Raw genomic sequence first — 26,582 nt, 5'->3', positions numbered from 1 at the left:
GATGAAGCCTCTTCGAATCTAGCCCCTTAGCCCGTTAGCCGGCCGCATCAGCGGCGTGGCTTGGTCGTTCGGGGGCCTTTTTTCTTGGCTGCAGCCTTCTTGACCGAAGCTTTCAAGGCCTGAATCGGAGAACGGTTGCGCTCTGCATCGGCCAGACGACGATCTTGCGAAGCGTGTTTTTTGCCACGCTCACCTTCCACAGGCGCAGACACACCCTTGTCTCGCATGGCGCGTGGCAGCAAGTCGTCCCCTGCGTGCACCAATCGGAAGTCGATTTTCCGGCCATCCAAATCGACACGGCTAACCTGCACTTGCACCCGGCTGCCAATGGCATAACGGATACCTGTGCGCTCACCGCGCAACTCTTGGCGCAACTCATCAAAGCGGAAATATTCCCCGCCCAGTTCGGTGATGTGCACCAGTCCTTCCACGTACAAAGAGTCCAAGGTCACAAATATGCCGAAGCTGGTGGCAGCCGACACCACGCCACCGTACTCCTCACCCAAATGCTCGCGCATGTATTTGCACTTCAGCCAAGCTTCTACGTCACGACTGGCCTCGTCAGCGCGTCGTTCGTTGGCGCTGCAATGCAGACCTGCCGCTTCCCAAGCGCGCTGATCTGCTGCCGACATGCGCACACGAGGGGCTTGCGACTCGGGTGAATCGCCTTTGGCCGCGCGGCTTTTCTCCAACCGCTTGCTCAGCTTGGCATGCGCCTCGCCGGGCACCGGCAAGCTGGGCAGCGTGTATTTACGTCCCAGCAAGATCGACTTGATGACCCGGTGCACCAGCAAATCGGGGTAACGCCGAATCGGGCTGGTGAAATGGGTGTAGGCCTCATAGGCCAAGCCAAAGTGCCCGCTGTTGACCGGCGTGTAAATAGCCTGCTGCATGGAACGCAGCAGCATGGTGTGGATCTGCTGGGCGTCCGGGCGGTCCTTGGTCGCCAGCGCGATTTTTTGGAACTCGCTGGTATGAGGATCGTCACTGATGCCCAGCCCCAAGCCCAGTGCCTTGAGGTAATTGCGCAGGATGTCTTTTTTCTCGGCTGTCGGGCCTTCGTGCACGCGGAACAAGCCGGGGTGCTTGCCCTGCTGAATGAAGTCAGCACTGCAGACGTTGGCCGCCAGCATGGCTTCTTCAATCAAACGGTGCGCTTCGTTGCGAACGCGCGGCACGATCTTTTCAATGCGACCGCTTTCGTCGCACACGATTTGCGTTTCAGTAGTTTCAAAATCCACCGCACCACGCACTGCGCGTGAAGCAAGCAAGGCTTTGTAAACGTCCTGCAAATTCATCAGGTCAGTCACGCGCTCTTTGCGTTTGGCCGCTTCCGGCCCACGCGTGTTGGCCAAAATCGCCGCCACTTCGGTGTAGGTGAATCGCGCATGGCTGTGCATCACTGCCGGGTAAAACTGGTAGGCATGCACATCGCCCTTGGCATTGACCAGCATGTCGCACACCATGCACAAGCGGTCCACATCCGGGTTCAACGAGCACAAGCCGTTCGACAACTTCTCGGGCAACATGGGGATAACACGTCGCGGAAAATACACGCTGGTCGCACGGTCATAAGCGTCGATGTCGATGTCGCTACCGGTTTGCACATAGTGGCTCACGTCGGCGATGGCCACCAGCAAGCGCCAGCCTTTGCCGCGACCCACTTTGGCCGGTTCGCAATACACGGCATCGTCAAAGTCGCGGGCATCTTCGCCATCAATGGTCACCAAGGGCACGTCGCGCAGATCGATACGGTCTTTGCGGTCCTTGGCAAGCACTTTGTCGGGCAAGCCTTTGGCCTGCTCGATACAGCCTGCCGAAAATTCGTGCGGCACGCTGTACTTGCGCACGGCGATCTCGATCTCCATACCGGGGTCGTCAATTTCGCCAAGCACTTCCTTCACGCGTCCCACGGGTTGTCCAAACAAAGCGGGTGGCTCGGTCAATTCAACCACCACCACCTGCCCAGGCTTGGCCGCACCGATGGCCCCTTTGGGAATCATCACATCCTGGCCATAACGCTTGTCTTCAGGGGCAACCAGCCACAATCCGCCTTCGTTCAGCAAGCGACCAATGATCGGCTGCTCGGGGCGTTCGACGATTTCGACAATACGGCCTTCTGGCCTGCCCTTGCGGTCCTGACGCACGATCCGCACCTTGACGCGGTCCTTGTGCAACACGGCACGCATCTCATTAGGAGGCAGGTAGATGTCTGATTCACCGTTGTCACGGATCAAAAACCCATGACCATCCCGATGACCCTGAACACTGCCTTCAATTTCTTCCAGCAATCCGCTGGGTGGAGCTACTTTTTTGATATACAATCCTTCTATTCCTGAGGCGCCCAGATGGCGGAATTGGTAGACGCACTAGTTTCAGGTACTAGCGAGTAACATCGTGGAGGTTCGAGTCCTCTTCTGGGCACCAATCTTATCGAATCAGATAAGTTAAAAACACAACAAGCCGTTGATTTTTGATCAACGGCTTTTTTGTTGCTCAAGCCAAACCCATCGCTTGCAAAGGCAAAAGCATCCGAGCCCAAGGCTTGGAAATACAAAGCCACGCGGCGCAAGCCGACAGCCCGAAGGCTACACGGCGGCTTGCCAAGCAACATCAAACCGGAACCCCCACCAAGTCGTGACCTTCGACGCTCACAATGCGTGCACGCGTGAACTCGCCCACTTTGAGGGTTTTGCTCAGCTTCTCGGGCGGCAACAAACGCACCACGCCGTCGATCTCGGGGGCATCGCCAAAGCCGCGCCCCACACCTCCGCGTCGGCCCATCGCTGGCGCAGAGTCAACCAACACCTGCATGGTTGAGCCCACACGCTGCTGCAAACGCGCAATCGAGACCTCTTCGGCCACCGCCATGAAACGGGCGCGGCGCTCTTCGCGCAGCGCTTCGGGCAACATGCCCGGCAACTCGTTGGCCGTAGCACCTTTGACCGGGCTATAGGCAAAGCAACCCGCCCGGTCGATTTGCGCTTCGCGTAAAAAGCCCAACAGGTGCTCAAATTCTTCTTCGGTCTCACCCGGAAAACCGGCAATGAAGGTGCTGCGAATCACCAACTCAGGGCACAGTTCGCGCCAGCGCTGAATGCGCTCCAGGTTTTTCTCGCCGCTGGCCGGACGCTTCATGCGCTTGAGCACATCGGGGTGGCTGTGCTGAAAAGGCACATCCAAATAAGGCAACACCAAGCCTTGCGCCATCAAGGGAATGATGTCGTCGACGCTCGGATACGGGTAAACATAGTGCAGGCGCACCCACGCATCGTGCGCGCGGGCCATCTCGCCCAGCGTCTGCACCAGTTCCAGCATGCGGGTCTTGACGGGCTTTCCGTCCCAAAAACCGGTGCGGTACTTCACATCGACGCCATAAGCAGACGTGTCTTGGCTGATGACCAGCAGCTCTTTCACGCCGCCTTCAAACAAGGCCTTGGCTTCTTTCAGCACATCACCAATCGGGCGCGACACCAAATCGCCCCGCATTGAAGGGATGATGCAAAACGTGCAGCGGTGATTGCAGCCTTCGCTGATTTTCAAATAAGCATAGTGGCGCGGCGTGAGCTTGAGGCCCGCCTCACCAAAACCGCCGGGCACCAAGTCCAAAAACGGATCATGGGGCTTGGGCAAGTGGGTGTGCACGGCGTCCATCACCTCTTGGGTGGCGTGCGGTCCGGTCACAGCCAGCACACTGGGGTGCATTTCAAGGACCATATTGCCGCCGCCTTCGCCTGTTTTCGCACCCAGACACCCGGTCACGATCACTTTGCCGTTCTCGCTCAATGCCTCGGCAATCGTGTCTAGGCTTTCCTTGATGGCTTCGTCGATGAAGCCGCAGGTGTTGACGATGACCAGGTCAGCGCCTTCAAAGGTTTTGGAAGTTTGGTAACCCTCGGCGCTCAGTTGCGTCAGGATCAGCTCTGAATCGGTCAGCGCTTTGGGACAACCCAAGCTGACAAAACCCACTTTAGGGGTGGGAAGGGGTGCGGTTGCGATCATTTCACTCATGCCCGCATTGTCCCCGGAAAAACGACTGGCTTGTGACAAAAGGGCATGAAGCGCCCATCAAGTCCTTAAACCCATGACGCCAAGCAGTTGCTCTGCGTTCTTCTGAATCTGTTTTTGCATTTGTTCCTGCATTTGAGTCATGACATTTTGGGACGGGTTAGCCAAACCTGAGAACATGTTTTGCATCAGCGGGGTCTGCCACTGCATGAACTGAGCCCAGACCTCGGGGCTGAGGGCGGGACTGGATTCACCCAGCTTGCTTTGCCAATCCATGAAGGACTGAACATGATTTTCCAAATACGAGCCCATGTGTCCCTGCATGGAATGGCCATAAAAACGGATGATGTTAGACAACACCGCTTCGCTGAACATGGGCACGCCCGCGGATTCTTCTTCCAAAATGATTTGCAGCAAAATGGCGCGTGTCAGGTCTTCGCCCGTTTTGGCGTCGAGCACCAACACAGGGAATGAGGCCATGACCAATTTCTTGATCTCGGCCAAGGTCACGTAGGTGGAGGTTTGCGTGTCATACAAGCGCCGATTGGGGTATTTCTTGATGGTCCGGACGCTGCCAGAAACTGGAACGCTGGCTGACTTGATGGACTTGACTGGGGGCTTGACCGGCAAAGAAAACTCCTGGTGACTGACTGCAAATTGCAAATCTGCTGCAATGCACCATTCTAGGCACACGCCCGGGCGGCTCAAGCCTTGGTTAACCCTGATTTGGCGAGGCCGCCGCAGTTGCAAGGCTTGTGGGCGTTTTTTTGTTGACGCCTTCCCGATTAACCCTCATTACCTGCGAAAATAGACAGCTATGTTCACCGGAATCATCACCGGCGTGGGGCGAATCGTCGCCATTCACGACCTGGGTCGCTCTTTACGCCACGGCAAGCGCCTCACCATCGAGGCCCCCGCCGGGTACCTTGACGATGTGGGCCTGGGCGACAGCATCGCCCTTAACGGCGCTTGTATGACCGTCACCACCTTCACGCCTGAGAGCCGTCAGTTCACCATCGACATCTCCGCCGAATCGCTGGACAAAACCAGCGGTCTGGACAGCGAAGGCACCGTCAACCTCGAAAAAGCGCTGCGTGCCCACGACCGTCTGGGCGGACACATCGTGTCAGGTCACGTCGACGGCGTGGGCCAAATCAGCCACTTCGAGCAAATCGGCGAAAGCTGGGAGCTGCGCATCCTGGCCCCCCGCGCCTTGGCCAAATTCCTGGCCTACAAAGGCTCGATCACCGTCAACGGCGTGAGTCTGACGGTCAACCGCGTGGCCGATCTGGCCGATGGGTGTGAGATCAGCATCAACCTGATCCCGCACACCGTGGACAACACCGCCCTCGGCAGCCTGAAAGCGGGCAGCCGGGTCAACCTCGAAATCGACACCGTGGCCCGCTACGTGGAGCGCATGCTCAGCCTCGAAACAGCCGCACCAACCCACCAACAGGACAAGCCATGAACGCCCCAGCGCAAGCAACCCCCGTGGCGATCTCGCCCGTTGAAGAGATCGTGGCCGACATGAAGGCCGGTCGCATTGTGATCCTTGTCGACGAAGAAGACCGTGAAAACGAAGGCGATTTGGTGCTGGCGTCAGACCACGTCACACCCGAAGCCATCAACTTCATGGCCCGCTTCGGCCGTGGCCTGATTTGCCTGACGCTCACGCGCGAGCGCTGTGAGTTTCTGAAACTGCCGCCCATGGCTGCCCGCAACGGCACCGTCTACAGCACGGCGTTTACCGTGTCGATTGAAGCTGCCGAAGGCGTGACCACCGGCATCTCGGCCGCCGACCGGGCCAAGACTGTGCAAGTGGCCGTGGCCAAGAGCAGCCAAGCCACCGACTTGGTGCAACCGGGCCACATCTTCCCGCTGCAAGCGGTGGACGGCGGCGTGCTCATGCGTGCCGGTCACACCGAAGCCGGTTGCGACCTGGCCGCCATGGCCGGTTGCTCACCGTCTTCTGTGATTTGCGAGATCATGAAAGACGACGGCACCATGGCCCGCCTGCCCGACCTGCAGCTGTTTGCCGCCGAACACGGCCTCAAGATCGGCACCATCGCCGACCTGATCCAATACCGCAGCCGCAACGAATCTCTGGTCGAGCGCATCGGCAGCCGCACGCTGCAAACCGCGCACGGCGAATTCACCGCCCATGCCTTTCGCGACCAACCCAGCCAGACCGTGCACTTGGCACTCGTCAAAGGCCAATGGTCGGCCGACGCCGAGGTGCCTGTGCGCGTGCATGAACCATTGTCGGTGCTGGATGCGCTCGAAATCAACCGGTCCATGCACTCGTGGAACCTGGACACCAGCTTGCAATACATTCACCAGCATGGCTGCGGTGTGGCCGTGCTGCTCAACTGCGGCGAATCGGCCGACCAGTTGCTGGCCCAATTTGAAGGCCGCGCCCGCTCTGCGCAAGCGCCTGAGCGCGGCAAGATGGACCTGCGCACCTACGGTGTAGGCGCACAAATTTTGCGAGAGTGCGGCGTGCACAAAATGAAACTCATGGGCCAACCCCGCCGTATGCCCAGCATGACCGGCTACGGCCTCGAAATCACCGCTTACATCCCCAAGGAATAAACATGCTCGAAGCCAACAAAGGCCTGGCCGAAGAACTCGACGGCCAATTTCTGCACATCGGCATCGTGCAAGCCCGTTTCAACGAAGACATCACCAATGCCCTGGCCAAGGCCTGCATCGAAGAGTTGCAAGCCCTGGGTGTAACCAGCATTGATCACGTCATGGTGCCCGGCGCACTCGAAGTGCCCGTCGCCTTGCAAGCCATGGCCGAACGCGCCGAATACGATGCGCTGATCGCGCTGGGCTGCATCATCCGTGGCGAGACCTACCACTTCGAGCTGGTGGCCAACGAGTCGGGCGCAGGCGTCAGCCGCGTGTCGCTCGACTACAACCTGCCGATCGCCAACGCGATTTTGACCACCGAAAACCTGGAACAAGCCATCGTGCGCCAGACCGAAAAAGGCCGCGATGCGGCCCGCGTGGCGGTCGAGATGGCCTGCATCATGGACGACCTGGCGGCCGACATGGCCGAGCTGGCCGACGAACTTGACGACGAAGAGACTGCGTGATGACCGACGATTTCAGCACCCCGGACACCACCACAGCGACTGCCACAGAGAGCGCCAAGCCCGCCACTGCGGGTACGCGCAAATCATCGGCCAAGCCCGCCCGCAGCCGCTCGCGCGAGTTTGCCTTGCAGGCGCTGTACCAGCACATCGTGGGACGCAACGAAGCGGCTGACATTGACGTTTTCACACGCGATTTGTCGGGCTTTCACAAAGCCGACTCGGCCCATTACGACGCCCTGCTCTACGGCTGCATCGAGCAGGCCAAGGCACTCGACGCATTGATCGCGCCCAAGCTGGACCGCAACTTTGCTGAAATCTCGCCTGTCGAGCACGCCATCATGTGGATCGGCGTCTATGAAATGCAGCACTGCCTCGATGTGCCCTGGCGCGTGGTGCTCAACGAATGCATCGAACTGGCCAAGGACTTTGGCGGCACCGACGGCCACAAATATGTGAACGCCGTACTGGGCGGCCTGGCACCCGAACTGCGCAGCACCGAAGTGCAAGCCGACCGCCAGTCTGGTCGCGCCAAGTAAAGCCGTGTTGAGCACCATGCGCATCTCTGAGCGTGCTGAGCGCATCGAGCCTTTTTATGTGATGGAGGTGGCCAAGGCCGCCTCGCAAAAAGCCCGCGAAGTCGCGCACACCGATCGGCCCGTGGTGTTTTTGAACATCGGCGAGCCCGACTTCACCGCCCCACCCTTGGTGCAGCAAGCGGCACAGACCGTAATCGCCTCTGGCCAAACCCAATACACGCCCGCGCTGGGCCTGGACGCTTTGCGCCAAGCCATCAGCAACTGGTACACACAGCGCTTTGGCGTGCAAGTGCCCGCCAGCCGCATTGTGGTCACAGCGGGCGCATCGGCAGCGCTGCAATTGGCGTGCTTGGCACTCATCAACCGGGGCGATGAAATCCTCATGCCCGACCCCAGCTACCCCTGCAACCGCCACTTTGTGAGCGCAGCCGAAGGCACCGCTGTGTTGCTGCCCACCACCGCGCAAGAGCGCTTTCAATTGAGCGCCGCCAAAGTAGCCGAGGCCTGGGGCCCCCAAACCCGAGGCGTCTTGTTGGCCTCGCCCTCTAACCCCACCGGCACATCGATTGACCCTGCTGAATTGGCCCGCATCGTGCAAGTGGTGCGCAGCCATGGCGGCATCACCCTCATCGACGAGATCTACCTGGGCCTGAGCCATGACGACGCCTTTGGCCAAAGCGCCCTGGCCTTGGGCGAAGACATCATCAGCATCAACAGCTTCAGCAAATACTTCAACATGACCGGCTGGCGACTGGGCTGGTTGGTGGTGCCCGAAACGTTGACCCCCGTGCTGGAGCGGTTGGCACAAAACCTTTTCATTTGCGCCAGCACCGTGGCCCAACAAGCCGCATTGGCCTGCTTTGCGCCCGAAAGCCTGGCCGAATACGAGCGCCGCCGCGCCGAATTCAAAGCCCGGCGTGACTACTTCATCCCCGCCCTGAACGATTTGGGCCTGACGGTGCCCGTGGCCCCCGATGGCGCCTTTTACGCTTGGGCCGACTGCACAGCGGCCTGCCAAAAGCTGGGCCTCAAAGACAGCTGGGACTTTGCCTTTGCCGCGCTGGAGCATGCCCATGTCGCCATCACCCCAGGGCGTGACTTTGGCACCGATCAAACGGCCCGCTTTGTGCGCTTTTCAACCGCCAACTCGATGGCCGAATTGCACACCGCCATCGCCCGCCTGAAAGCCTGGTTGCAGCCATGACCGCATCCTCAGAAATCAGCGCCGTATTCCAGCACCCCATCCGCATCTATTGGGAAGACACCGACGCCGGTGGCATCGTGTTTTATGCCAACTACCTCAAGTTTTTTGAGCGCGCCCGCACCGAATGGTTGCGTGCCCTGGGCTTCGGCCAACAGGTGTTGCGCGACGAATCGGGTGGCATGTTTGTGGTCTCAGAGACCACCGTCAAATACCATAGCCCCGCCCGCTTGGACGACACCCTGCTGGTCACCGCAGAGTTGCAAACCGGCGGCAAAGCCAGCCTGACCATTGCCCAGCGCGCCTACCTGTGCACACCAGGCCAAACCACAAGCAGCGAGCGACTGCTGGCCGAAGGCACCATCCGCCTGGGCTGGGTCGACGCCACCACCTTGAAACCTGGCCGCATCCCGGCCCCCGTTCTGAAAGCCTTTAAATGAACCAAGACATGTCCATCGTCTCGCTGCTGCTGCACGCCAGTTTTGTCGTGCAATTGGTGGTCTTGCTGCTGCTGGCGATTTCTGTGGCCAGTTGGGCCGCCATCGTGCGCAAACTGGGGGCCATCAAGCGCATCAAAAACCTCAACGAAGAATTTGAACGCGTCTTTTGGTCCGGCACCAGTCTGAATGAGCTGTTCAACTCGGCCAGCCAAAACGCCAAACTGTCCGGCCCGATGGAGCGTATTTTTGCCAGCGGCATGCGCGAATACCAAAAACTGCGCGAACGCCAAATCAGCGACGCAGGCACCCTGCTCGACGGCGCACGTCGCGCCATGCGGGCCAGCTTCCAGCGCGAGATGGACGTGGCCGAATCACAACTGGCCTTTTTGGCCTCGGTCGGCTCGATCTCGCCTTATGTCGGCTTGTTTGGCACCGTGTGGGGCATCATGCACGCCTTTACCGGGCTGGCCAGCTTGCAGCAAGTGACGCTGGCCACAGTGGCCCCGGGCATTGCAGAAGCGCTGATCGCCACCGCCATCGGCCTGTTCTCGGCCATTCCGGCCGTGCTGGCCTACAACCGTTTTTCGCACGACGTGGACCGCATTGCCATCAAGCTGGAAACCTTCATCGAAGAGTTCTCCAACATCCTGCAGCGCAGCTTGGGCGGCGCCAACAGCTCGGCCTCAGGCCACTGAAGGAAGCACGCATGCCTGCCGTTTCATCCCGAGGTCGCGGACGCCGCACCATCGCCGAAATCAACATGGTGCCCTTCATCGACGTGATGTTGGTGCTGCTCATCATCTTCATGGTGACCGCGCCCATGATCACGCCCAGCGTGGTCGACCTGCCCAGCGTGGGCAAAGCCGCCAAGCAACCCGACAAAGTCATCCAGATCGTGATCCAAAAAGACGAACGGCTCGAACTGGTGAGCGAAGGCAAGACAGACAGCGCCACCTTGCCCAGCGTGGCCGCCAGCGTCAAGCGACTGGTCGGCGATGAACAGAACACGGCGGTCGTCATCAGCGCCGACCGCACGGTGAAATACGAAACCGTGGTGCAGGTCATGGACACCTTACAGCGGGCAGGCATTGCCCGCGTGGGTCTGTCGGTTCAGCTGGCACCTTGAGGGTTTGGGTTTGAACGCCAAGGCCATGCATCACCTCGAATTTGCGCCTCCGGCGCAGCCCGGCACGGGGCGTGCCTGGGTGATCGCCGGCCTAGTGCACGCCTTGCTTTTCATGGCCTTGGGCTTGGCCACGGCCTGGAAAACCCAGCCGCAAACCGTGCAAGCCGAAGCCGAACTGTGGTCAGCCACGCTGCAAGCTGCGGCCCCCAAACTGCAAGAGCCACCGCCAGAGCCGGAGCCCGAACCAGAACCCGCGCCACAGCCCAAGCCCGCCAAACCCACGCCACCACCACCGCCTGCGCCCGATCTGGCGCAAGAGCGTCTTGACGCTCAAATCGCGCTCGAAAAGAAAAAACAGCAAGACAAGAAAAAAGAAGCCGACAAAGCTGAAAAGCTGAAGGCCGAAAATGAAAAAGCGGCCAAGTTAAAAGCCGAGAAAGAAAAGGCAAAAGAAAAGGCAGAGAAAGAGAAGGCCGAGCTCAAGCGCAAAGAACGCGAGAAAGATGACAAAGCCAAAGCCCAAGAAAAAGCGGCCAAAGAGAAAAAAGCGCAAGAAGAGAAAGAACGCGACAAGAAAAAAGCCGCAGAAAAGGCCAGCGCCGAGAAGGCCGATGCCGCCCGGGCTGATGCCATGCGCAAAGAAAACCTCAAGCGCATGCAAGGCATGGCCGGTGCTTCGGGTGGCGAGAACGCCAGCGGCACAGCGCTCAAATCATCAGGGCCCTCGGCCAGCTATGCGGGCCGCCTCGTGGGCCGCATCAAGCCCAACATCACCTACCCCGGCGATGTGGTGGGCAACCCGCGTGCCGAGGTGGAAGTCAAAGTCAGCCCGGATGGCACGATTTTGAGCCGCCGCATCGTGCAAACCAGCGGCAACAAAGCCTGGGACGAAGCCGTGTTGCGGGCCATCGACAAAACCGAAATATTCCCCAAAGACAGTGATGGACGGGTGCCACCTGTGATCGTGCTGGGTTTCAGACCACAAGATTGAGGCCAGCTCAGGTCAGTCGTACACAATCCGCGCCTGCCCCTGATCGGCCTGCGCCATCCAGCTTGCCAACGCCGCATCGGTCGGGAAGAATTTGGCGGCTTCGCCCAGCGCCAGCTCGGCGCGGGCAGCCAACTCGTCATTGCGCCGCTCCAACACCAAGCGCACCGGCAGACCGCGCACCAAATCGCCTTGATCGGTCTGCTCGCGTTGCGCCGGGAATTCTTTGACCAGGCGCGCGATGTCGGGCGCGCGGCCATTCACAGCCACGCGCAGGTATTTGCCATAGCGGCAACGGGCTGCGCCTAAGTCCATGACCTGCTCAATCTTGAGGCGGAAACCACCCGAGAAACGATCGGCCTGCATCTTGGCCGTGACGATGATCAGCTCATCGTCTTTGAGCAAATGCTTGGCCGAGTTGATCAGGGCTTCGTCGGCTGTGGCCTCCATCACGCCCGATTTGTCATCGAGCTTGAAAATCGCCACCTTGCCCCGCTGGCCGTTGATGATGCGCAAGTCGCTCACGATGCCGGCCATCAACTGCGGCTCTCGGCTGTCGATCAGGTCGTCGATCTTGCGGCGGGCAAACTGGCGCACCTCGCGTTCCACTGCATCAAACAAATGGCCCGACAGGAAGAAGCCCACAGCGGTTTTCTCGAGCAGCAGGCGTTCCTTGATGCCCCAGGGCATGACTTCGACCAGGTCGGGCTCTTGCGTGCTGGAGCCGTGCGAGTCATCGCCCAGCATGTCAAACAGGCCGCCTTGGTTGGCGTTGGCCGTGGTGGCACTGGAGAACTCGAACGCCCGGTCGACGCTGGCCGACAAGGCGGCGCGGTTCATGTGCAGCGAATCAAAGGCACCGGCTTTGATGAGTGCGTCCACCGTGCGTTTGTTGATGCGGGTGCGGTCCACGCGCACGGCAAAGTCAAAAAGGCTGGTGAACGGGCCGCCCTCGGTACGGGCCGCCACGATGGCGTCGATCGCTTGCTGACCTGTGCCTTTGATGGCACCCAGGCCATAGCGAATCACCTTGTCGGTGACGGGTTCAAACCGGTGTGTACCCCGATTCACGTCCGGCGGATCAAAGGTGATGCCGAACTTGACCGCGTCTTCATAAAGCACCTTGAGCTTGTCGGTGTCGTCCATTTCTACCGTCATGTTGGCGCAGAAGAACTCAGCGGTGTAGTGCACCTTGAGCCAGCCTGTGTGGTACGCCAACAAAGAGTAAGCGGCAGCGTGTGACTTGTTGAAGCCATAGCCCGCGAACTTTTCCATCAAGTCAAAAACCTCGTCGGCTTTTTCTTCGGTGATGTCGTTCTTGGCCGCACCCGCACGAAAGATGGCGCGGTGCTCGGCCATTTCTTCGGCCTTCTTCTTGCCCATGGCCCGGCGCAGCATGTCCGCACCACCCAAGCTGTAGCCACCCAAAATCTGGGCGGTCTGCATCACCTGCTCTTGGTAAACCATGATGCCGTAGGTCTCACTCAGCATCTCGGCCACCAGCGGGTGCGGGTACTCAATGACCTCACGCCCGTGCTTGCGCGCCACAAAGCTGGGGATCAGGTCCATGGGGCCTGGACGGTACAGCGCGTTCAGCGCAATCAGGTCTTCCAGGCGGCTGGGCCGGGCATCGCGCAACATGCCCTGCATGCCACGGCTTTCAAACTGGAACACGGCTTCGGTCTTACCGTCCGAGAAAAGTTTGTAGGTGGGTGTGTCGTCGAGCGGGATATTTTCAAAGGCGAAGCTCTCCTGACCCTTGTGCCGCTTCATGATGAACTCGCGGGCGATCTCCAAGATCGTCAGCGTGGCCAAGCCCAAGAAGTCGAACTTCACCAGGCCTGCGGCCTCCACGTCGTCTTTGTCGTACTGGCTCACCGCCGATTCGCTGCCGGGCTGCTGGTAAAGCGGGCAAAAGTCGGTCAACTTGCCCGGCGCGATCAAGACACCCCCGGCGTGCATGCCGATGTTGCGCGTCATGCCTTCGAGCTTTTGGGCCAGCTCGATGAGCGTCTTCACATCTTCTTCGCGCTCGATGCGTTCAGCCAGGATGGGCTCCATGGCGATGGCGTAGTTGTTCTTGTCGCCCTCTTTGGGCGTGGCGGGCGGGTATTGCAGCGTGACTGACATGCCCGGCTTGTTGGGAATCAGCTTGCTGATGCCATCGCAAAACATGTAGCTCATGTCCAGCACACGGCCCACGTCGCGAATCGCCGCACGCGCGGCCATGGTGCCGAAAGTGGCAATCTGGCTGACCGCGTCACGCCCGTATTTGTCTTTCACATAGTCGATCACCCGGTCGCGGTTGCCCTGGCAAAAGTCAATATCGAAGTCAGGCATCGACACCCGCTCGGGGTTCAAAAATCGCTCGAACAGCAGGTTGTATTGCAGTGGATCGAGATCGGTGATCTTGAGCGCATAGGCCACCAGCGAGCCGGCACCCGAGCCCCGGCCCGGGCCGACAGGACAACCATTGGCCTTGGCCCACTGAATGAAGTCACCCACGATCAAGAAGTAGCCCGGGAAACCCATCTTCAAGATGGTGTTCAGCTCGAACTCCAGGCGCTCCACATAACGCGGGCGTTCTTCGTTGCGTTTGGTTTCGTTGGGGTACAGATGCAGCAGGCGGGCTTCCAGCCCTTCATGCGAAACGTGGCGAAAGTAGTCGTCCACGGACATGACCACGCCATTCACAGGCGGAATCGGGAAGTTGGGCAACTGTGGCTTGCCCAGCACCAAGGTCAGGTTGCAGCGCTTGGCGATCTCCAGCGTGTTGGCGATGGCGCTGGGCACATCGGCAAACAACGCACACATTTGCGCTGCGGATTTGAAGTATTGCTCGCGGGTGAAACGGCGTACCCGGCGCTGGTTGGCCAAGATTTCGCCTTCCGAGATGCACACACGGGCTTCGTGGGCCTCGTAGTCTTCGGCGGTGTGAAACTGCACCGGGTGCGTGGCCACCACGGGCAAACCCAAGCGGGCGGCCAGCGCCACGGCGCCCACCACCTGCGGTTCGTCGTCGGGGCGGCCCGCTCGTTGCAGTTCCAGATAAAAGCGGTGCGGAAAAATCGAGCCCAACTGCAAAGCCACATCGGCGGCTTTGTCGCTGTCGCCCTGCACCAAGGCCTGCCCCACCGGGCCAGCCTGCGCCCCCGACAACAAGATCAAGCCCTCAGACAGTTCTTTGAGCCAAACCAGCTTGATCACGGCCACGCCTTTGAGCACGTTTTGGGTCCATGCGCGGGCCAATAATTCGCAAATGTTCAGATAGCCTTGGTGACTTTGCACCAACACCACCACCCGGCTGATGGCCCCCAGATCACCGCCCAAACCTTCCAGGTTGATTTCGGCACCCAGGATGGGCTTGACGCCCTTGCCCCGACCTTCTTTGTAGAACTTGACCCCGCCAAACAGGTTGTTCAGATCGGTGATGGCCAAGGCAGGCTGACCGTCTTTGGCCGCGATCTTGACCACATCGTCGATGCGGCAAGTGGAGTCAACGACAGAAAATTCGGTGTGAAGGCGCAGGTGAACAAACATAGCCCGCCATTGTAGGAGGTCACCCTGCGGCAAAAGGTAGGCCTGTCTGTGGGAGGCAGCCACTGCGTCCGAAGGTTTGCAGATTCAGTCGCGCAGGACCTGCAGCACGTCAGACCTGAACTCTCGCCCGTAAAGGATCAGCACCACCAAGGCCGTCCCCATGACCAGCGCCAAAGGTGAGAAAAACCAGGCCATGGCGGCAAAAGAAAAGTAATAGGCCCGCAAACCATCGTTGAACGTCTCGGCTGCCGCACTGACCAAGTTGCCCGCGCGTTCGGCAAAGTGCTGGCGGTCAAAGCGCTTTTCGATGAACTCTTCAGGCGGGGGCATGGCACCGATGACCAGCGCCACAAAGGTGTACTGACGCATTGACCACGAAAAGCGGAAAAAGGCATACACAAAGATGCCCACCAGCACCAAGATCTTGAACTCGAACACCAGCATGGGGGTGGGCTGGGCAAACGGGATTTCGCGCACCAATTCGGCCGCTTTGTCGGTGGTGCCCAACAGCGCAAACAGACCACCGATGATGATGATGCTGGTGGACGAAAAGAAAGCTGGCGTTTGCGAGAGGTTTTGCGTGATCAGGCCATCGAGCATGCGCGGATCGCGGCCCGTGGCCTGCATCATCCACAACTGGCGATAGCGGTTGGTGGTGGCGATCAGGCTCTGGTCACGCAAGCCACGGACCTTGGCGATCCAGGCGTAACCTACCCACAACGCAAAAAAAGAAAACAGGGCCAACCAATCGGCCCAGGGCAACATCGAGATGATTTTCATGCCGTCATCCTAGCAAGTGCCGGGCCTAGGTTGGTGTCTCAGGGCGATACCGGTCGAAAAAAAGCCAGGACGATGGGCACCGTCCTGGCTTTTGGATGGGCTTTAGCCCAAGGATCAGCCGCGCAGTTTGGCGGCCACAGCGGCCACGCGCTCGCCATAGGCTTTGGCGGTGTCCAAATCGCCTTGAGGAATGTCTTCGGCGGGGCTGGTGGGGCCCACTTGTGCCATCACACCGGAGTTGGAGCCGATGCGGTTGATGGTGCCGTCGTTCATGGCGGGCTGGCCGACCCACACCATGCCTTGCTGCATGGCCAGTGTGATGAAGTACTGGATGGTCGACAGTTTGTCGCCGCTGGGGCTGGCCGAGATGGTGAAGCCGCCAGCGACTTTGTCTTTCCAGGCGCTGGTGAACCAGCGCTTGGAAGTGGCGTCGGCAAACTTCTTGAACTGCCATGAGGCCATGCCCATGTAGGTGGGCGAGCCAAAGATGATGGCATCAGCGGCGTCCAGCGCGGCCCAGTCGGCCTCGGTGATGTTGCCGTCGGCATCAATGGTGATCGATTGGGCATTGGCGCCTTGGGCCACAAATTGGGCCACGCGCTGGGTGTGGCCGTAGCCAGAATGGAAAACAACAACGGTTTTAGCCATGAGAAAGACTCCTTAAAAAAAGAACACAGAGAAGGGAAATGGATTCCCGCCTGCGCGGGAATGACGGGGGATTGGGTTGCCGCCTGCGCGGGAACGGCAAAAAGCTTGCGGCATGCTGTGTGTCAGGCGCACAGATCAAACACCAGCACTTCGGCGTTTTGGCCTTGGGACAATGCCAACGAAGACTCAGCTTGCAGCAGAGCGGCATCGCCGGTCTGAAGCGGCTGGCCGTTGACCTGCAAACTGCCGCTCACCAAAAACACATAGGCTTTGCGCGCGGGGTTGAGGGCCAGGCTCGCATGCTCGGCGCCATCGAACAAGCCTGCATACAAGCGGGCATCGGCATGAATTTTGACGCTAAATTCGCCCGAATCGGGGGCGGCCACCAGCGCCAGCTGCCCGCGTTTGGCGGCTTCAGGCACGGTTTTTTGCTCGTAACCGGGGTCAATGCCCATCACATTCGGCTCAATCCAGATCTGCAAAAAATGGGTTTGCTCGCCCTCGGCGTGGTTGAACTCACTGTGGCGCACACCGCGGCCTGCGCTCATGCGCTGCACATCACCGGGCGGAATACCCTTGACGTTGCCCATGCTGTCCTGATGGGCCAGATTGCCCGACAGCACGTAGCTGATGATTTCCATGTCGCGGTGACCGTGCGTGCCAAAGCCGGTGCCGGGGGCAATGCGGTCTTCGTTGATCACGCGCAAATTGCCCCAGCCCATGTGGGCCGGGTCCATGTAGTTGGCAAAAGAAAAGCTGTGAAACGACTTGAGCCAGCCATGGTCGGCGTAGCCGCGTTCGGAGGATTTGCGCAAAGTCAGCATGGTTTTTTCCTGAGTAATTGCATCTAACTTTAAAGAATGAACCCCTGGGTAGGGTGCAATTGGTTTGCCGCCATCATTCAAATTATTTGAAATAAAATACAAGCAACATGCAAAGTCCCAAAGATTGGCTCACACCCGACGCCCTGTTCATGCTGCAAACCATCGACGAGCAAGGCAGTTTTGCCGCTGCCGCCCGCAAGCTCAACCTGGTGCCCAGCGCCCTGACTTACCGCGTGCGCCAGCTCGAAGACGCCTTGGATGTGCTGCTGTTCGACCGCAGTTCGCGCCAGGCACGCCCCACCGCCGCAGGCCAAGAGCTGCTGCGCGAAGCGGGCCGCTTGCTGCAAGACATCGACACCGTGGCCAACCGCGTCAAGCGCGTGGCCACCGGTTGGGAAGCCGTGCTGACGGTGGCGGTGGACAGCATCGTCTCGCGCAGCGTGGTCATGGATTTGAGCGAAGCTTTTTTGACCCTGAACAGCCCGACCCGTTTGCGCATTCGCCACGAAACCCTGTCTGGCACCATGGCGGCCTTGACTTCGGGACAAGCCGACTTGGCTTTGGGTGTGGCGCTGGGGCAGCACATGGCCGCAGATATCCAGCACATGGCGCTGGGCGAGGTGCCTTTTGTGTTTGCCGTAGCGCCACAACACCCTTTGGCCCTCGCCGCCGAGCCCTTGAGCGATGCCCTGCTGGTGCAGTACCGCATGGTGGCTGTGGCCGATTCGGTGCAACGCGGCAGCGGCCTGACTGTAGGGCTGCAAGGCGGTCAAGACGTCTTCACCGTGCCCGATATGGCCAGCAAGTTGCAAGCCCAACTGCGCGGTTTGGGGGCTGGCTTTTTGCCCCAAAACCTGGCCGAGCCTTATGTCAAACAAGGCCTGCTGGTGCTTAAAAAAACCGACCAATCGCGTCTGAGCCTGGTGCACGCCGCATGGCGCGACAGCCGCTTAAGCCCTGCTGGCCATGCCTTGTTGTGGTGGACCGCCCAGCTTGACAAACCCGCCACGCGCTTGGCCTTGTTGCAAAAGATGCATGCGGCCTGAAGTGCATTGCAAAAGTGCATTGGTACTAACCCACCCGGTCAACATCGGTCGTCGTTTCTCGGCTAAAGTGGCTGCATGACTACACAACACATCGCCATCATCGGAGTCGGCCTGGCCGGCGTGACTTGCGCACGCACACTGCGCCAAGCCGGTCACAACGTCACGCTTTTTGAGAAAAGCCGGGGCTTGGGTGGGCGCATGTCCACCCGCGCCAGCGCGTTTGGCAGCTTTGACCACGGAGCCCAATACTTCACCGTACGCGACCCGCGTTTTGAGCTGGCCATTGGCACCGCCCCGGGCGTCTGCAAACCCTGGAGCGCCAACGCCGTGCGCGTGCTCGACCCCAATGGCCGCGTGATCGAGGCGGGCTTGCCCGGTGGCGAGCGCCACTGGGTGGCGACACCCGGCATGAACGGTTTGGTCAAAGCCTGGGCTGCGCCCTTGGTCGAAGACGGCAATGTGCAGCTGCAAACCCGGGTCACCCAGATCATGGCCGACCCACTGAAGAAAAATGGCTGGCAACTTCAGACGGAAACCGAAGACGGCGGTCAGCACATCTTTGCCGGCTTTGACAAAGTCATTTTGGCCATACCACCCGCCCAAGCCGCCGCGTTGTTGAACGCCTCAGGACTCAGCACCTTGGCTGCCCCCTTGGACAGCGTGCGTGTAGACCCCTGCTGGACCTTGATGCTGGCCTATCCTCAGGCCGTGCAACCCGACTTGATCACTCTTGGCCCCCAATGGAACGCGGCCCGCAGCACACACCACCGCATCGCGTGGATGGCGCGCGAATCGTCCAAACCCGGGCGCGAACGCATCGAACGCTGGACGGTGCAGGCCAGCGCCCCTTGGTCGGCAGAGCACGTCAATGACACGCCCGAGCGCATCACCGGCAAGCTGATCAAGGCTTTTGCCGAAATCACCGGCATCCGCGCCACACCGGCACACGCCGAGGTGCACCGCTGGCTGTACGCCAAAACGGCCCAGCCTTTGGGCCAAAGCCACCTGTGGTCAAAAGACCAAGGGATTGGCCTGTGCGGCGACTGGTGCCTGGGCCACCGGGCCGAAGACGCGTTTGTCTCGGGCCTGGAGTTGGCCTTGGCGGTACTCAAAAAACGCTGACCCATCGCATGACAGTGCGGTATACAGGCCGGTTTGCGCCTTCGCCAACCGGCCTTTTGCATGCGGGCTCGCTGGTGGCGGCACTGGCCAGTTGGCTGGATGCTCGCGCCCACAGTGGGCAATGGTGCGTGCGCATCGAAGACGTGGACACCCCGCGCTGCGTGCCGCAGGCCGATGCGGCCATCCTGCAACAGCTGAGCGTTTGTGGATTGGTGCCCGATGGCCTCGGTGCCGATGCTCAAAATCCATTCGGTCTCGTATGGCGGCAAAGCAAGCGTGCACACGTCTACCAACAAGCGCTTGACACCCTGGTGACCCAAGGTTGGGCCTATCCCTGCGGCTGTTCGCGCAAAGACATCGAGGCCGCTATCGAAGCCTCACAAGCCCCGTCTGCGGCACGCCACCAAGCTGCGATATACCCCGGTACATGCCGCGAGGGGCTGAACGGCAAACCTGCCAGGGCTTGGCGTTTGAATGTGCGCGCCGTGCAAACCGCGCTCGACTTGCCCGAAGTCACGCGCTGGCAAGACCGGCGTTTGGGGCCACAACAACAAAACGTGCTCACAGAAGTGGGCGACTTTGTGCTTCGCCGCGCCGATGGCCTGTGGGCCTACCAAATGGCAGTCGTGGTGGACGATGCAGAACAAGGCATCACCCACGTGGTGCGCGGGGAAGACCTGGCCGACAACACCGTGCGACAAATCTTGCTGCAACGCGCCTTGGGCCTGCCCACGCCGCAATACTTGCACACACCTTTGGTGCTGGGTGCCAATGGCGAAAAGCTCAGCAAACAAAACGGGGCACTGGCGCTGGATTTGCGCGTGCCACTGACCGCACTGAATGCAGCAGCGCAAGTGCTAGGGCTGCCTGCCGTTGGCGACAAAACGGCCATCACACAGGCCTTGGCACAGTGGGTACAGGTCTGGCGGTCAAGCAACAGCCTGAGTTGATGCTTCGATGCCCACAGCCAGGCAGGCGCGCCGGGCCAGCCAATGGCCGCTTTGGGAACCGCGATAATCACCGGGTTTGCTTACTCACCCTGCCCCTCATGACGACGCCTGAAGACACCACGAACGCCCCGGCCATCGACGCCACACAAGCCAAAGACGCTCCCTTCATGCGCACCATCAAGACCTATGTGCTGCGTGCCGGGCGCATGGGTTCTGGGCAAGTCAGGGCGTTTGAGCAATTCGGACCGCATTTTTTGATCCCTTACAGCGCCGAACGTCTGGACGTGCCGGCCGCGTTTGGGCGCAGTGCCCCGCTGATTCTTGAAATCGGTTTCGGCATGGGCGACGCCACAGCCAAGATCGCGCAGGTGCGCCCCAACGACAATTTTTTGTGCTGCGAAGTGCATGAGCCGGGTGTGGGCGCCCTGCTCAAACGCTGCGGCGAAGAGCACATTGGCAACATCCGCATCGTGCAGCACGACGCGATTGAGGTCATGGACAACATGCTGGGCACGGACAGCCTGGACGGTGTGCATATTTTCTTTCCGGACCCTTGGCACAAAAGCCGCCATCACAAGCGCCGCCTGATCCAGTCGTCCTTCATCCATCGCTTGGCACAGCACATCAAGCCCGGGGGCTACCTGCACCTGGCCACCGACTGGCAGCCTTACTCTGAGCAAATGATGGGCGTGCTCTGTGCAGAACCTTTGTTGGTAAACACCAGCGATGCAGCAAACGGCTTTGCCACCAAACCCGACTACAGGCCCCTGACCAAATTTGAAAACCGGGGCCTCAAGTTGGGCCATGGCGTGTGGGACTTGGTATTCCGCCGCGTCTGACATGAGCCAAGCGGGCCAAGGGCCTCAGTTGCCCATGCGCGATGGCGTGAGCGCCAGCGTGGTTTCGGTCCCACCAGCCTGCACGCTCAATGTGCTCGATTTTTTGGCTGCACGCATGCCCGGCATCGCGCGCAGCGAATGGGCACAGCGCTTGCAAGAAGGCCTGGTCTTGCAGGAAACCGGTCAGCCCGCCCTGCCCGAGCAAGCCTGCCAGCCGGGTCAACGCTTTTATTACTACCGCAACCTGGTCAATGAACCGGTCTTACCCGTGCAAGCGCGCATCGTGTTTGAAGACGATCACCTGCTGGTGGCCGACAAACCGCATTTCATGCCCGTCACCCCCAGCGGGCGCTATGTGCAGCAAAGCCTGTTGGTGCAACTCAAACGCCTGACCGCTTGCGCCGACTTGGTGCCCCTGCACCGCATTGACCGCGAGACCGCAGGCCTGGTGCTGTTGGGCAAACGCCTGCATGAGCGCGATGCTTATCACGCCCTGTTCCGAGACAAACACATTCACAAGTCGTACCACGCCGTTGCAGCATGGCCACCTCAAGTGGATTTGCCACGCGTACACACCAGCCGCTTGGTGCCGGGCGAGCCCTTCTTCAGAACCCAAGAAGTTGCTGGCCAAGCCAACAGCGAAACCCGCATCAGCCTGCTGCGTACCTCGGGTGACCGGGCGCTCTACCAACTTGAACCCATCACCGGCAAGCGCCATCAACTGCGGGTACACATGAATGCGTTGGGCATGCCCATTGAGGGCGACTTGTTTTACCCGACCGTGCTGCGCGGGCCGGATGCCCCGGAAGACTTTAGCCAGCCCTTGCAGTTGCTGGCCCAATCGGTGCAGTTCACCGACCCCCACACGGGGCAAGCCCGAGTGTTTGAGAGCCAGCTGCAGCTTCGGCTGTGAACTGCAGCTGTGATCAGACCTTGATTTCGGTTGCCGTGATCGTGTACTTGAACGCGTCTGGTGCGTAAGAGTCCAAACGACCTTCAGCCGTCTCGGCCACCGGGTACATCAAGAAATTGACAGGGCCGGCTTTGGCCCCAGGCAAGCTCACATCGTGCGATGTGTTCCAAGCCATCCAGTTGCCTTCCCAGCCGCCAAACAGGTGCTTGTACACCGGGGCCACCACGGGGTGGTTGGTTTTTTTGATCCAATCGGCGGTTTCGAGGCGCATGACCTTGGCCACGTCGGCGGGGTCCATCGCCACCCAGCCATAGGCTTGCAAATACACCTCGGCGCGGCAGTGTTGTGCACCCTTGAGGCTGGCCGGGTTGCCCGACAGCTCTTTGTAGCCAAACTCCGAAGGCGCCAGCCGGATCCCGTACACATCGCGAGCGGGCACGCCCACCGCACGGCAAAGGCCCACAAACAAGGCGTTCAAGTCGGCGCATTTGCCGCCGAGGTTGCCGGTTTCCAGCATGGTCTTGATGTCGCCCTCGCCGCAGCCGCGTGTCTTGGGGTCACGAAAGGCGTTGCTCACCACCCAGTCATAGACTGCTCGGGCTTTTTGCTCGTCCGTCTTCGCGCCCTTGGTGGCTTGCAGTGCAGTGGTGCGCACAATGCCATCAAGGGGCAGCATCTGGGTGGCACGCGTGTAGTGGCGCAGGGTATCGGCCGCTTCGGGCGCGAAGCTGCGGCCAGCCGATAACTCGGCTGATCGGTTTTGGGTTTGCACACGGCTGGTGATTTCGATGACTGGACGCACGCCTTCAGCGAACTCGGCCACCACAAAGCGGGCCCCTTCCACCAGGTCGCTGCCCATTCGGGCCGTGCCGTTGCTGCTGAATCGGGTGTCCAGGGAATTCTGCCAAGCGGTGTTCATGCTGGGCACAGGCAACCACACACGCGTGGCACCTTGTGGGTCAGCGATTTCGACGCGGGTGGTCACATCAAACGTACGCCAGTTGCCCACTGCAGGGGCAAAGCGCCGTTCAACCGCTGGGGTCGTGGTTTGGGCATGCAACCAAGTAGGTGCAGCGATCATGGCGCCCAGAGCGGCACCCCCTTTGAGCAAAGAACGGCGGGCAGTGGTCATGGAAAGAACTCCGAAATAGGGGATGAGACCTGTCGGCACATGCAAGGCGTGATGAAAAACAGCCAATGCCCCGAAGGCAGGTCGCCCTGCACAAAGCGCGCAAAGTCCGGCGATTATGACCGACCGATGGATGGCCCTATGAATGGCCCGATGGAAAAGCCCAGAAGACCTTGCTTATGGCTGGCGAACCGCCTGAGACACAGGCTGTGCCCGCAAATCATGGAGCCAAGCCCGCGAGATGGGGCCGTTCCAATCCACATCGCCGACCACACGCCAACGCGCTTGACCATCTGGCCCGATCAAGACCGTGGTCGGGTAAATGCGCACGCCCCACTGCCGGGTCAGATCGCCTTGCGCATCCAGCACCACCGGCAAATCCAAGTGCTGCGCAGACATGAAACGGCGTACCGTGCTGGCGGTTTCTTTCACGTTGATGCCGATCACGACGGCTTGAGTGGCATCGCTTTGGCCATCTACTTTGCCATTTACTCGGCTTTTATGCAGTGCCTGCAAGGACGGCATTTCTTCTTTGCAAGGGCCGCACCATGTAGCCCAAAAGTTGAGCACGACCACCCGACCCTTGAGGTCGGCGCTGGTCCAGCGCTGGCCCTGCAGATCCACCACGTCCATCTTGGGCGTAGCTTGCGACCGAGGCCAAGGGGTTTTGTCAAACTGGGCATGGGCCAGCAGCGGTGCGCAAAGCACCACAGAGACCCAAGCACGCAACAGCGACATCAAACCCGCTCGGTCACCCAAGCCTGCACGCTGGCCATCGCAGCGGGCAGTGCCGCAGCATCGGTGCCACCGGCCATGGCCATGTCGGGCTTGCCACCGCCTTTGCCACCCACTTGTTGGGCCACATAGCTGGCCAGCTCGCCCGCCTTGACTTTGCCTGTGCTGTCGGCTGTCACGCCCGCGGCAATCTGCACCTTGTCGCCATCCACGGAGGTCAAGACAATCACGGCGGTCTTGAGCTTGTCTTTGAGCTTGTCCACGGTGTCGCGCAGGGTTTTGGCATCGGCACCTTCCAGCTTGGCCACCACCAATTTAATGCCCTTGATGTCCACCGCCTGAGCCATCAACTCGTCGCCCTGGGCCGAAGCCAGCTTGCCTTTAGCGGCAGCCAGTTCTTTCTCCAGCGCCTTGACTTGGTCGAGCACTTGCGCGATGCGGGCATTCAATTCGGCAGGCTGGGCCTTGAGGGTGCCCGCCGCTTGGGTGACGGTGTCTTCCAGCGTTTGCAGATAAGCCAAAGCGTTTTGGCCCGTCACCGCCTCGATGCGGCGCACGCCAGCGGCCACACCGCCCTCGCCCACGATCTTGAACAGGCCAATGTCGCCCGTGGCCTTGACGTGGGTGCCACCGCACAGTTCGCGGCTAGAGCCGATGTCGAGCACGCGCACGGTCTCGCCGTACTTCTCGCCAAACAGCATCATGGCGCCGGTTTTCTGGGCGCTTTCAATGTCCATCACACGCGCTTGCGCAGCGGCGTTGGCCAAAATTTCGGCGTTCACACGCGCTTCGATTTCGCGGATTTCGGCATCGCTGACCGGTGCGTTGTGCGCAAAGTCAAAACGGGTGCGCTCGGCATTCACCAAACTGCCTTTTTGCTGCACGTGGCTGCCCAGCACTTCACGCAAGGCCTTGTGCATCAAATGCGTGGCGCTGTGGTTGCGCACTGTGGCGGCGCGCAGGCCCAAGTCCACATGGGCTTGCACCGCGTCACCCACTTTGAGGCTGCCAGATTTCAATTCGCCATGGTGGCCAAACACATCGGCCTTGATCTTGAGGGTGTCGGCCACATCGAACTGCGCACCTGCGTTGTGCAGCACGCCTTGGTCGCCCACCTGCCCACCCGACTCGGCATAAAACGGGGTCGTGTCCAGCACCACCACGCCCGCTTGACCGGCCTTCAACTCGGTGACGGCGTTGCCATCGGCGTACAAGGCCAGCACTTTGGCATGGGCCGTCAGCTCGTCATAGCCCACAAAGTCATTGCCCGCGCCCGAATAGTCGAGCGCTTTGTCCATCTTGAATTTACCTGCCGCGCGGGCTTGGGCTTTTTGCTTTTCCATGGCAGCGGCAAAACCGGCTTCGTCCACGCTCAGGCCGCGTTCACGGCACACGTCAGCCGACAAATCCAGTGGGAAGCCGTAGGTGTCATGCAGCTTGAACGCGACTTCACCGGGCAACACTTTGACGCCACCTTCGAGGGCCGCATCCAGAATCTGCATGCCGCTTTGCAAGGTCTCAAAGAAGCGGACTTCTTCAATGCGCAAGATCTCAGCAATGCGTTCGGCTTGATTGGCCATGTTGGGGTAAGCCGCGCCCATCAGTTGGACCAGATCGGGCACCAGCTTGTGAAAGAACGGGGTTTTCTGGCCCAGCAAATACCCGTGCCGAATCGCGCGGCGAATGATGCGGCGCTGTACATAGCCGCGGCCTTCGTTGCTCGGCACCACGCCGTCGCTGACCAAGAAGGCGGTGGCGCGGATGTGGTCGGCGATCACGCGCAAGGACTTGTGACCCAAATCGGTACAGCCGGTTTCGCGCGAAGCTGCTTTGATCAGCGCATCAAAAATGTCGATCTCGTAGTTGCTGTGAACGTGCTGCAAGATCGCGGCAAGCCGTTCGAGGCCCATGCCGGTGTCCACGCAAGGCGCAGGCAGCGGCGTGACGGCACCGGTTTCGTCCATGTTGAATTGCATGAACACGTTGTTCCAGATCTCGATGAAGCGGTCGCCGTCTTCATCGGGGCTGCCGGGTGGACCGCCAGGGATGTGGGCACCGTGGTCGTAAAAGATTTCAGAGCAAGGGCCGCAAGGGCCGGTGTCAGCCATCATCCAGAAGTTGTCGGACTTGTAGCGACCGCCTTTGTTGTCGCCGATGCGGATGATGCGGGTTTCCTGCACGATGCGCTCGGGCGTCCAGCCCGCCTTGACAAAAATGGCCTCCCAAATGGCGTAAGCCTCATCGTCTTCCATGTACACCGTGGCATAGAGCTTGTCGGCGGGCAGCTTGTAAACCTGCGTCAAAAGCTCCCAAGCCCACTCCAGCGACTCGCGCTTGAAGTAGTCGCCAAATGACCAGTTGCCCAGCATCTCAAAGAAGGTGTGGTGACGGGCGGTGTAGCCCACGTTTTCCAGGTCGTTGTGCTTGCCACCGGCACGCAGGCAAGCCTGTACAGACGCGGCACGCACATACGAGCGCTTGTCCGAGCCCAAAAACACGTCTTTGAACTGGACCATGCCTGAGTTGGTGAACATGAGGGTCGGGTCGTTGCCCGGCACCAGGGGGCTGGACGCCACCACGGTGTGGCCCTTGGACTCAAAAAAGTCCAGGAAAGTCTTGCGGATGTCGGCGACGGAAATAACGGTTTGGCTCATGG

24 protein-coding genes and 1 tRNA gene are annotated in these 26,582 nt (G+C 60.1%); 15 read left to right on the top strand and 10 right to left on the bottom strand.

Annotation, left to right across the window (positions count from 1 at the left end; all coding sequences use genetic code 11):
- Positions 1-47: 47 nt before the first annotated feature.
- Positions 48-2,324 (bottom strand): ribonuclease R, encoded by a 2,277-nt coding sequence (gene rnr, locus BN3544_RS03125; protein ID WP_026036427.1) that lies wholly within the window; start codon positions 2,322-2,324, stop codon positions 48-50.
- 18 nt (positions 2,325-2,342) lie between these two features.
- On the opposite strand from rnr, the gene BN3544_RS03120 reads away from it, so the two are divergent.
- Positions 2,343-2,427, top strand: a tRNA-Leu gene (locus BN3544_RS03120).
- 186 nt (positions 2,428-2,613) lie between these two features.
- Here the strand turns inward: BN3544_RS03120 and rimO are convergent.
- Positions 2,614-4,011 (bottom strand): 30S ribosomal protein S12 methylthiotransferase RimO, encoded by a 1,398-nt coding sequence (gene rimO, locus BN3544_RS03115; protein WP_019428716.1) that lies wholly within the window; start codon positions 4,009-4,011, stop codon positions 2,614-2,616.
- 57 nt (positions 4,012-4,068) lie between these two features.
- Positions 4,069-4,611, bottom strand: a complete 543-nt coding sequence (gene phaR, locus BN3544_RS03110) for a polyhydroxyalkanoate synthesis repressor PhaR (protein ID WP_026036426.1) — start codon at positions 4,609-4,611, stop codon at positions 4,069-4,071.
- Positions 4,612-4,825: 214 nt separating this feature from the next.
- Here phaR and BN3544_RS03105 point away from each other — a divergent pair, with 214 nt between their 5' ends.
- From BN3544_RS03105 to tolA, 9 genes are read left to right on the top strand one after another with little or no spacing between them, the layout of a single operon-like run.
- Positions 4,826-5,476, top strand: a complete 651-nt coding sequence (locus BN3544_RS03105) for a riboflavin synthase (protein WP_019428714.1) — start codon at positions 4,826-4,828, stop codon at positions 5,474-5,476.
- Complete coding sequence (gene ribBA, locus BN3544_RS03100) at positions 5,473-6,600, top strand: bifunctional 3,4-dihydroxy-2-butanone-4-phosphate synthase/GTP cyclohydrolase II (RefSeq protein ID WP_019428713.1); 1,128 nt, start codon at positions 5,473-5,475, stop codon at positions 6,598-6,600. The genes BN3544_RS03105 and ribBA overlap by 4 nt, the downstream gene beginning before the upstream one ends.
- Before the next feature lie 2 nt (positions 6,601-6,602).
- Positions 6,603-7,109 carry a 6,7-dimethyl-8-ribityllumazine synthase gene (ribH, locus tag BN3544_RS03095; RefSeq protein ID WP_019428712.1) on the top strand — a complete coding sequence of 169 codons (507 nt, stop codon included), beginning with the start codon at positions 6,603-6,605 and terminating at the stop codon, positions 7,107-7,109.
- Positions 7,109-7,645, top strand: a complete 537-nt coding sequence (gene nusB, locus BN3544_RS03090) for a transcription antitermination factor NusB (protein ID WP_019428711.1) — start codon at positions 7,109-7,111, stop codon at positions 7,643-7,645. The genes ribH and nusB overlap by 1 nt, the downstream gene beginning before the upstream one ends.
- A 16-nt stretch (positions 7,646-7,661) precedes the next feature.
- Positions 7,662-8,849, top strand: coding sequence for a pyridoxal phosphate-dependent aminotransferase (locus tag BN3544_RS03085; protein WP_019428710.1), 1,188 nt, complete (start codon positions 7,662-7,664; stop codon positions 8,847-8,849).
- Positions 8,846-9,286 carry a YbgC/FadM family acyl-CoA thioesterase gene (locus tag BN3544_RS03080; protein WP_019428709.1) on the top strand — a complete coding sequence of 147 codons (441 nt, stop codon included), beginning with the start codon at positions 8,846-8,848 and terminating at the stop codon, positions 9,284-9,286. Before BN3544_RS03085 ends, BN3544_RS03080 begins: the two co-directional genes overlap by 4 nt.
- On the top strand, positions 9,283-9,981 hold the full coding sequence (gene tolQ / locus BN3544_RS03075) for a protein TolQ (RefSeq protein WP_019428708.1): 699 nt from the start codon (positions 9,283-9,285) through the stop codon (positions 9,979-9,981). The genes BN3544_RS03080 and tolQ overlap by 4 nt, the downstream gene beginning before the upstream one ends.
- Positions 9,982-9,992: 11 nt before the next feature.
- Positions 9,993-10,412: a biopolymer transporter ExbD gene (locus tag BN3544_RS03070; protein ID WP_019428707.1), complete on the top strand. Its 420-nt coding sequence runs from the start codon at positions 9,993-9,995 to the stop codon at positions 10,410-10,412.
- A gap of 25 nt (positions 10,413-10,437) precedes the next feature.
- A complete protein-coding gene (gene tolA / locus BN3544_RS03065; RefSeq protein WP_026036425.1) occupies positions 10,438-11,403 on the top strand; it encodes a cell envelope integrity protein TolA in 966 nt (321 codons plus the stop codon).
- 12 nt (positions 11,404-11,415) lie between these two features.
- Here the strand turns inward: tolA and dnaE are convergent, their stop codons facing one another.
- From dnaE to BN3544_RS03045, 4 genes are all read right to left on the bottom strand, one after another.
- Positions 11,416-14,940 carry a DNA polymerase III subunit alpha gene (gene dnaE / locus BN3544_RS03060; protein ID WP_019428705.1) on the bottom strand — a complete coding sequence of 1,175 codons (3,525 nt, stop codon included), beginning with the start codon at positions 14,938-14,940 and terminating at the stop codon, positions 11,416-11,418.
- An 84-nt stretch (positions 14,941-15,024) separates the two neighbouring features.
- On the bottom strand, positions 15,025-15,720 hold the full coding sequence (locus tag BN3544_RS03055; RefSeq protein WP_019428704.1) for a DUF599 domain-containing protein: 696 nt from the start codon (positions 15,718-15,720) through the stop codon (positions 15,025-15,027).
- Positions 15,721-15,834: 114 nt separating this feature from the next.
- The gene (locus BN3544_RS03050) at positions 15,835-16,368 is read right to left on the bottom strand and encodes a flavodoxin family protein (protein WP_019428703.1); all 534 of its coding nucleotides are present in this window, start codon (positions 16,366-16,368) and stop codon (positions 15,835-15,837) included.
- 122 nt (positions 16,369-16,490) lie between these two features.
- Positions 16,491-17,192: a pirin family protein gene (locus tag BN3544_RS03045; protein ID WP_019428702.1), complete on the bottom strand. Its 702-nt coding sequence runs from the start codon at positions 17,190-17,192 to the stop codon at positions 16,491-16,493.
- Positions 17,193-17,299: 107 nt separating this feature from the next.
- Here BN3544_RS03045 and BN3544_RS03040 point away from each other — a divergent pair, with 107 nt between their 5' ends.
- From BN3544_RS03040 to BN3544_RS03020, 5 genes are all read left to right on the top strand, one after another.
- Complete coding sequence (locus BN3544_RS03040) at positions 17,300-18,238, top strand: LysR family transcriptional regulator (RefSeq protein WP_019428701.1); 939 nt, start codon at positions 17,300-17,302, stop codon at positions 18,236-18,238.
- A 75-nt stretch (positions 18,239-18,313) separates the two neighbouring features.
- Complete coding sequence (locus BN3544_RS03035) at positions 18,314-19,360, top strand: NAD(P)/FAD-dependent oxidoreductase (protein ID WP_019428700.1); 1,047 nt, start codon at positions 18,314-18,316, stop codon at positions 19,358-19,360.
- Between the two features lie 8 nt (positions 19,361-19,368).
- Positions 19,369-20,310, top strand: coding sequence for a tRNA glutamyl-Q(34) synthetase GluQRS (gene gluQRS, locus BN3544_RS03030; RefSeq protein ID WP_026036424.1), 942 nt, complete (start codon positions 19,369-19,371; stop codon positions 20,308-20,310).
- A 98-nt stretch (positions 20,311-20,408) separates the two neighbouring features.
- Complete coding sequence (gene trmB, locus BN3544_RS03025) at positions 20,409-21,149, top strand: tRNA (guanosine(46)-N7)-methyltransferase TrmB (RefSeq protein ID WP_019428698.1); 741 nt, start codon at positions 20,409-20,411, stop codon at positions 21,147-21,149.
- A 1-nt stretch (position 21,150) separates the two neighbouring features.
- A complete protein-coding gene (locus BN3544_RS03020) occupies positions 21,151-22,062 on the top strand; it encodes a pseudouridine synthase (RefSeq protein WP_019428697.1) in 912 nt (303 codons plus the stop codon).
- Between the two features lie 13 nt (positions 22,063-22,075).
- Here the strand turns inward: BN3544_RS03020 and BN3544_RS03015 are convergent, their stop codons facing one another.
- The 3 genes from BN3544_RS03015 to alaS form a co-directional block, all read right to left on the bottom strand.
- Complete coding sequence (locus BN3544_RS03015) at positions 22,076-23,194, bottom strand: transglutaminase-like domain-containing protein (RefSeq protein WP_019428696.1); 1,119 nt, start codon at positions 23,192-23,194, stop codon at positions 22,076-22,078.
- 174 nt (positions 23,195-23,368) lie between these two features.
- Entirely contained in the window at positions 23,369-23,929 is a 561-nt protein-coding gene (locus BN3544_RS03010; protein WP_019428695.1) for a TlpA family protein disulfide reductase, read from the bottom strand.
- Entirely contained in the window at positions 23,929-26,580 is a 2,652-nt protein-coding gene (gene alaS, locus BN3544_RS03005; protein WP_019428694.1) for an alanine--tRNA ligase, read from the bottom strand. The genes BN3544_RS03010 and alaS overlap by 1 nt, the downstream gene beginning before the upstream one ends.
- Between the last annotated feature and the right edge of the window lie 2 nt (positions 26,581-26,582).

It is taken from the genome of Limnohabitans sp. Rim47 (genome assembly GCF_001517545.1).
Classification (GTDB): domain Bacteria; phylum Pseudomonadota; class Gammaproteobacteria; order Burkholderiales; family Burkholderiaceae_C; genus Limnohabitans_A.
This window is presented reverse-complemented; position numbering and strand designations above follow the sequence as displayed.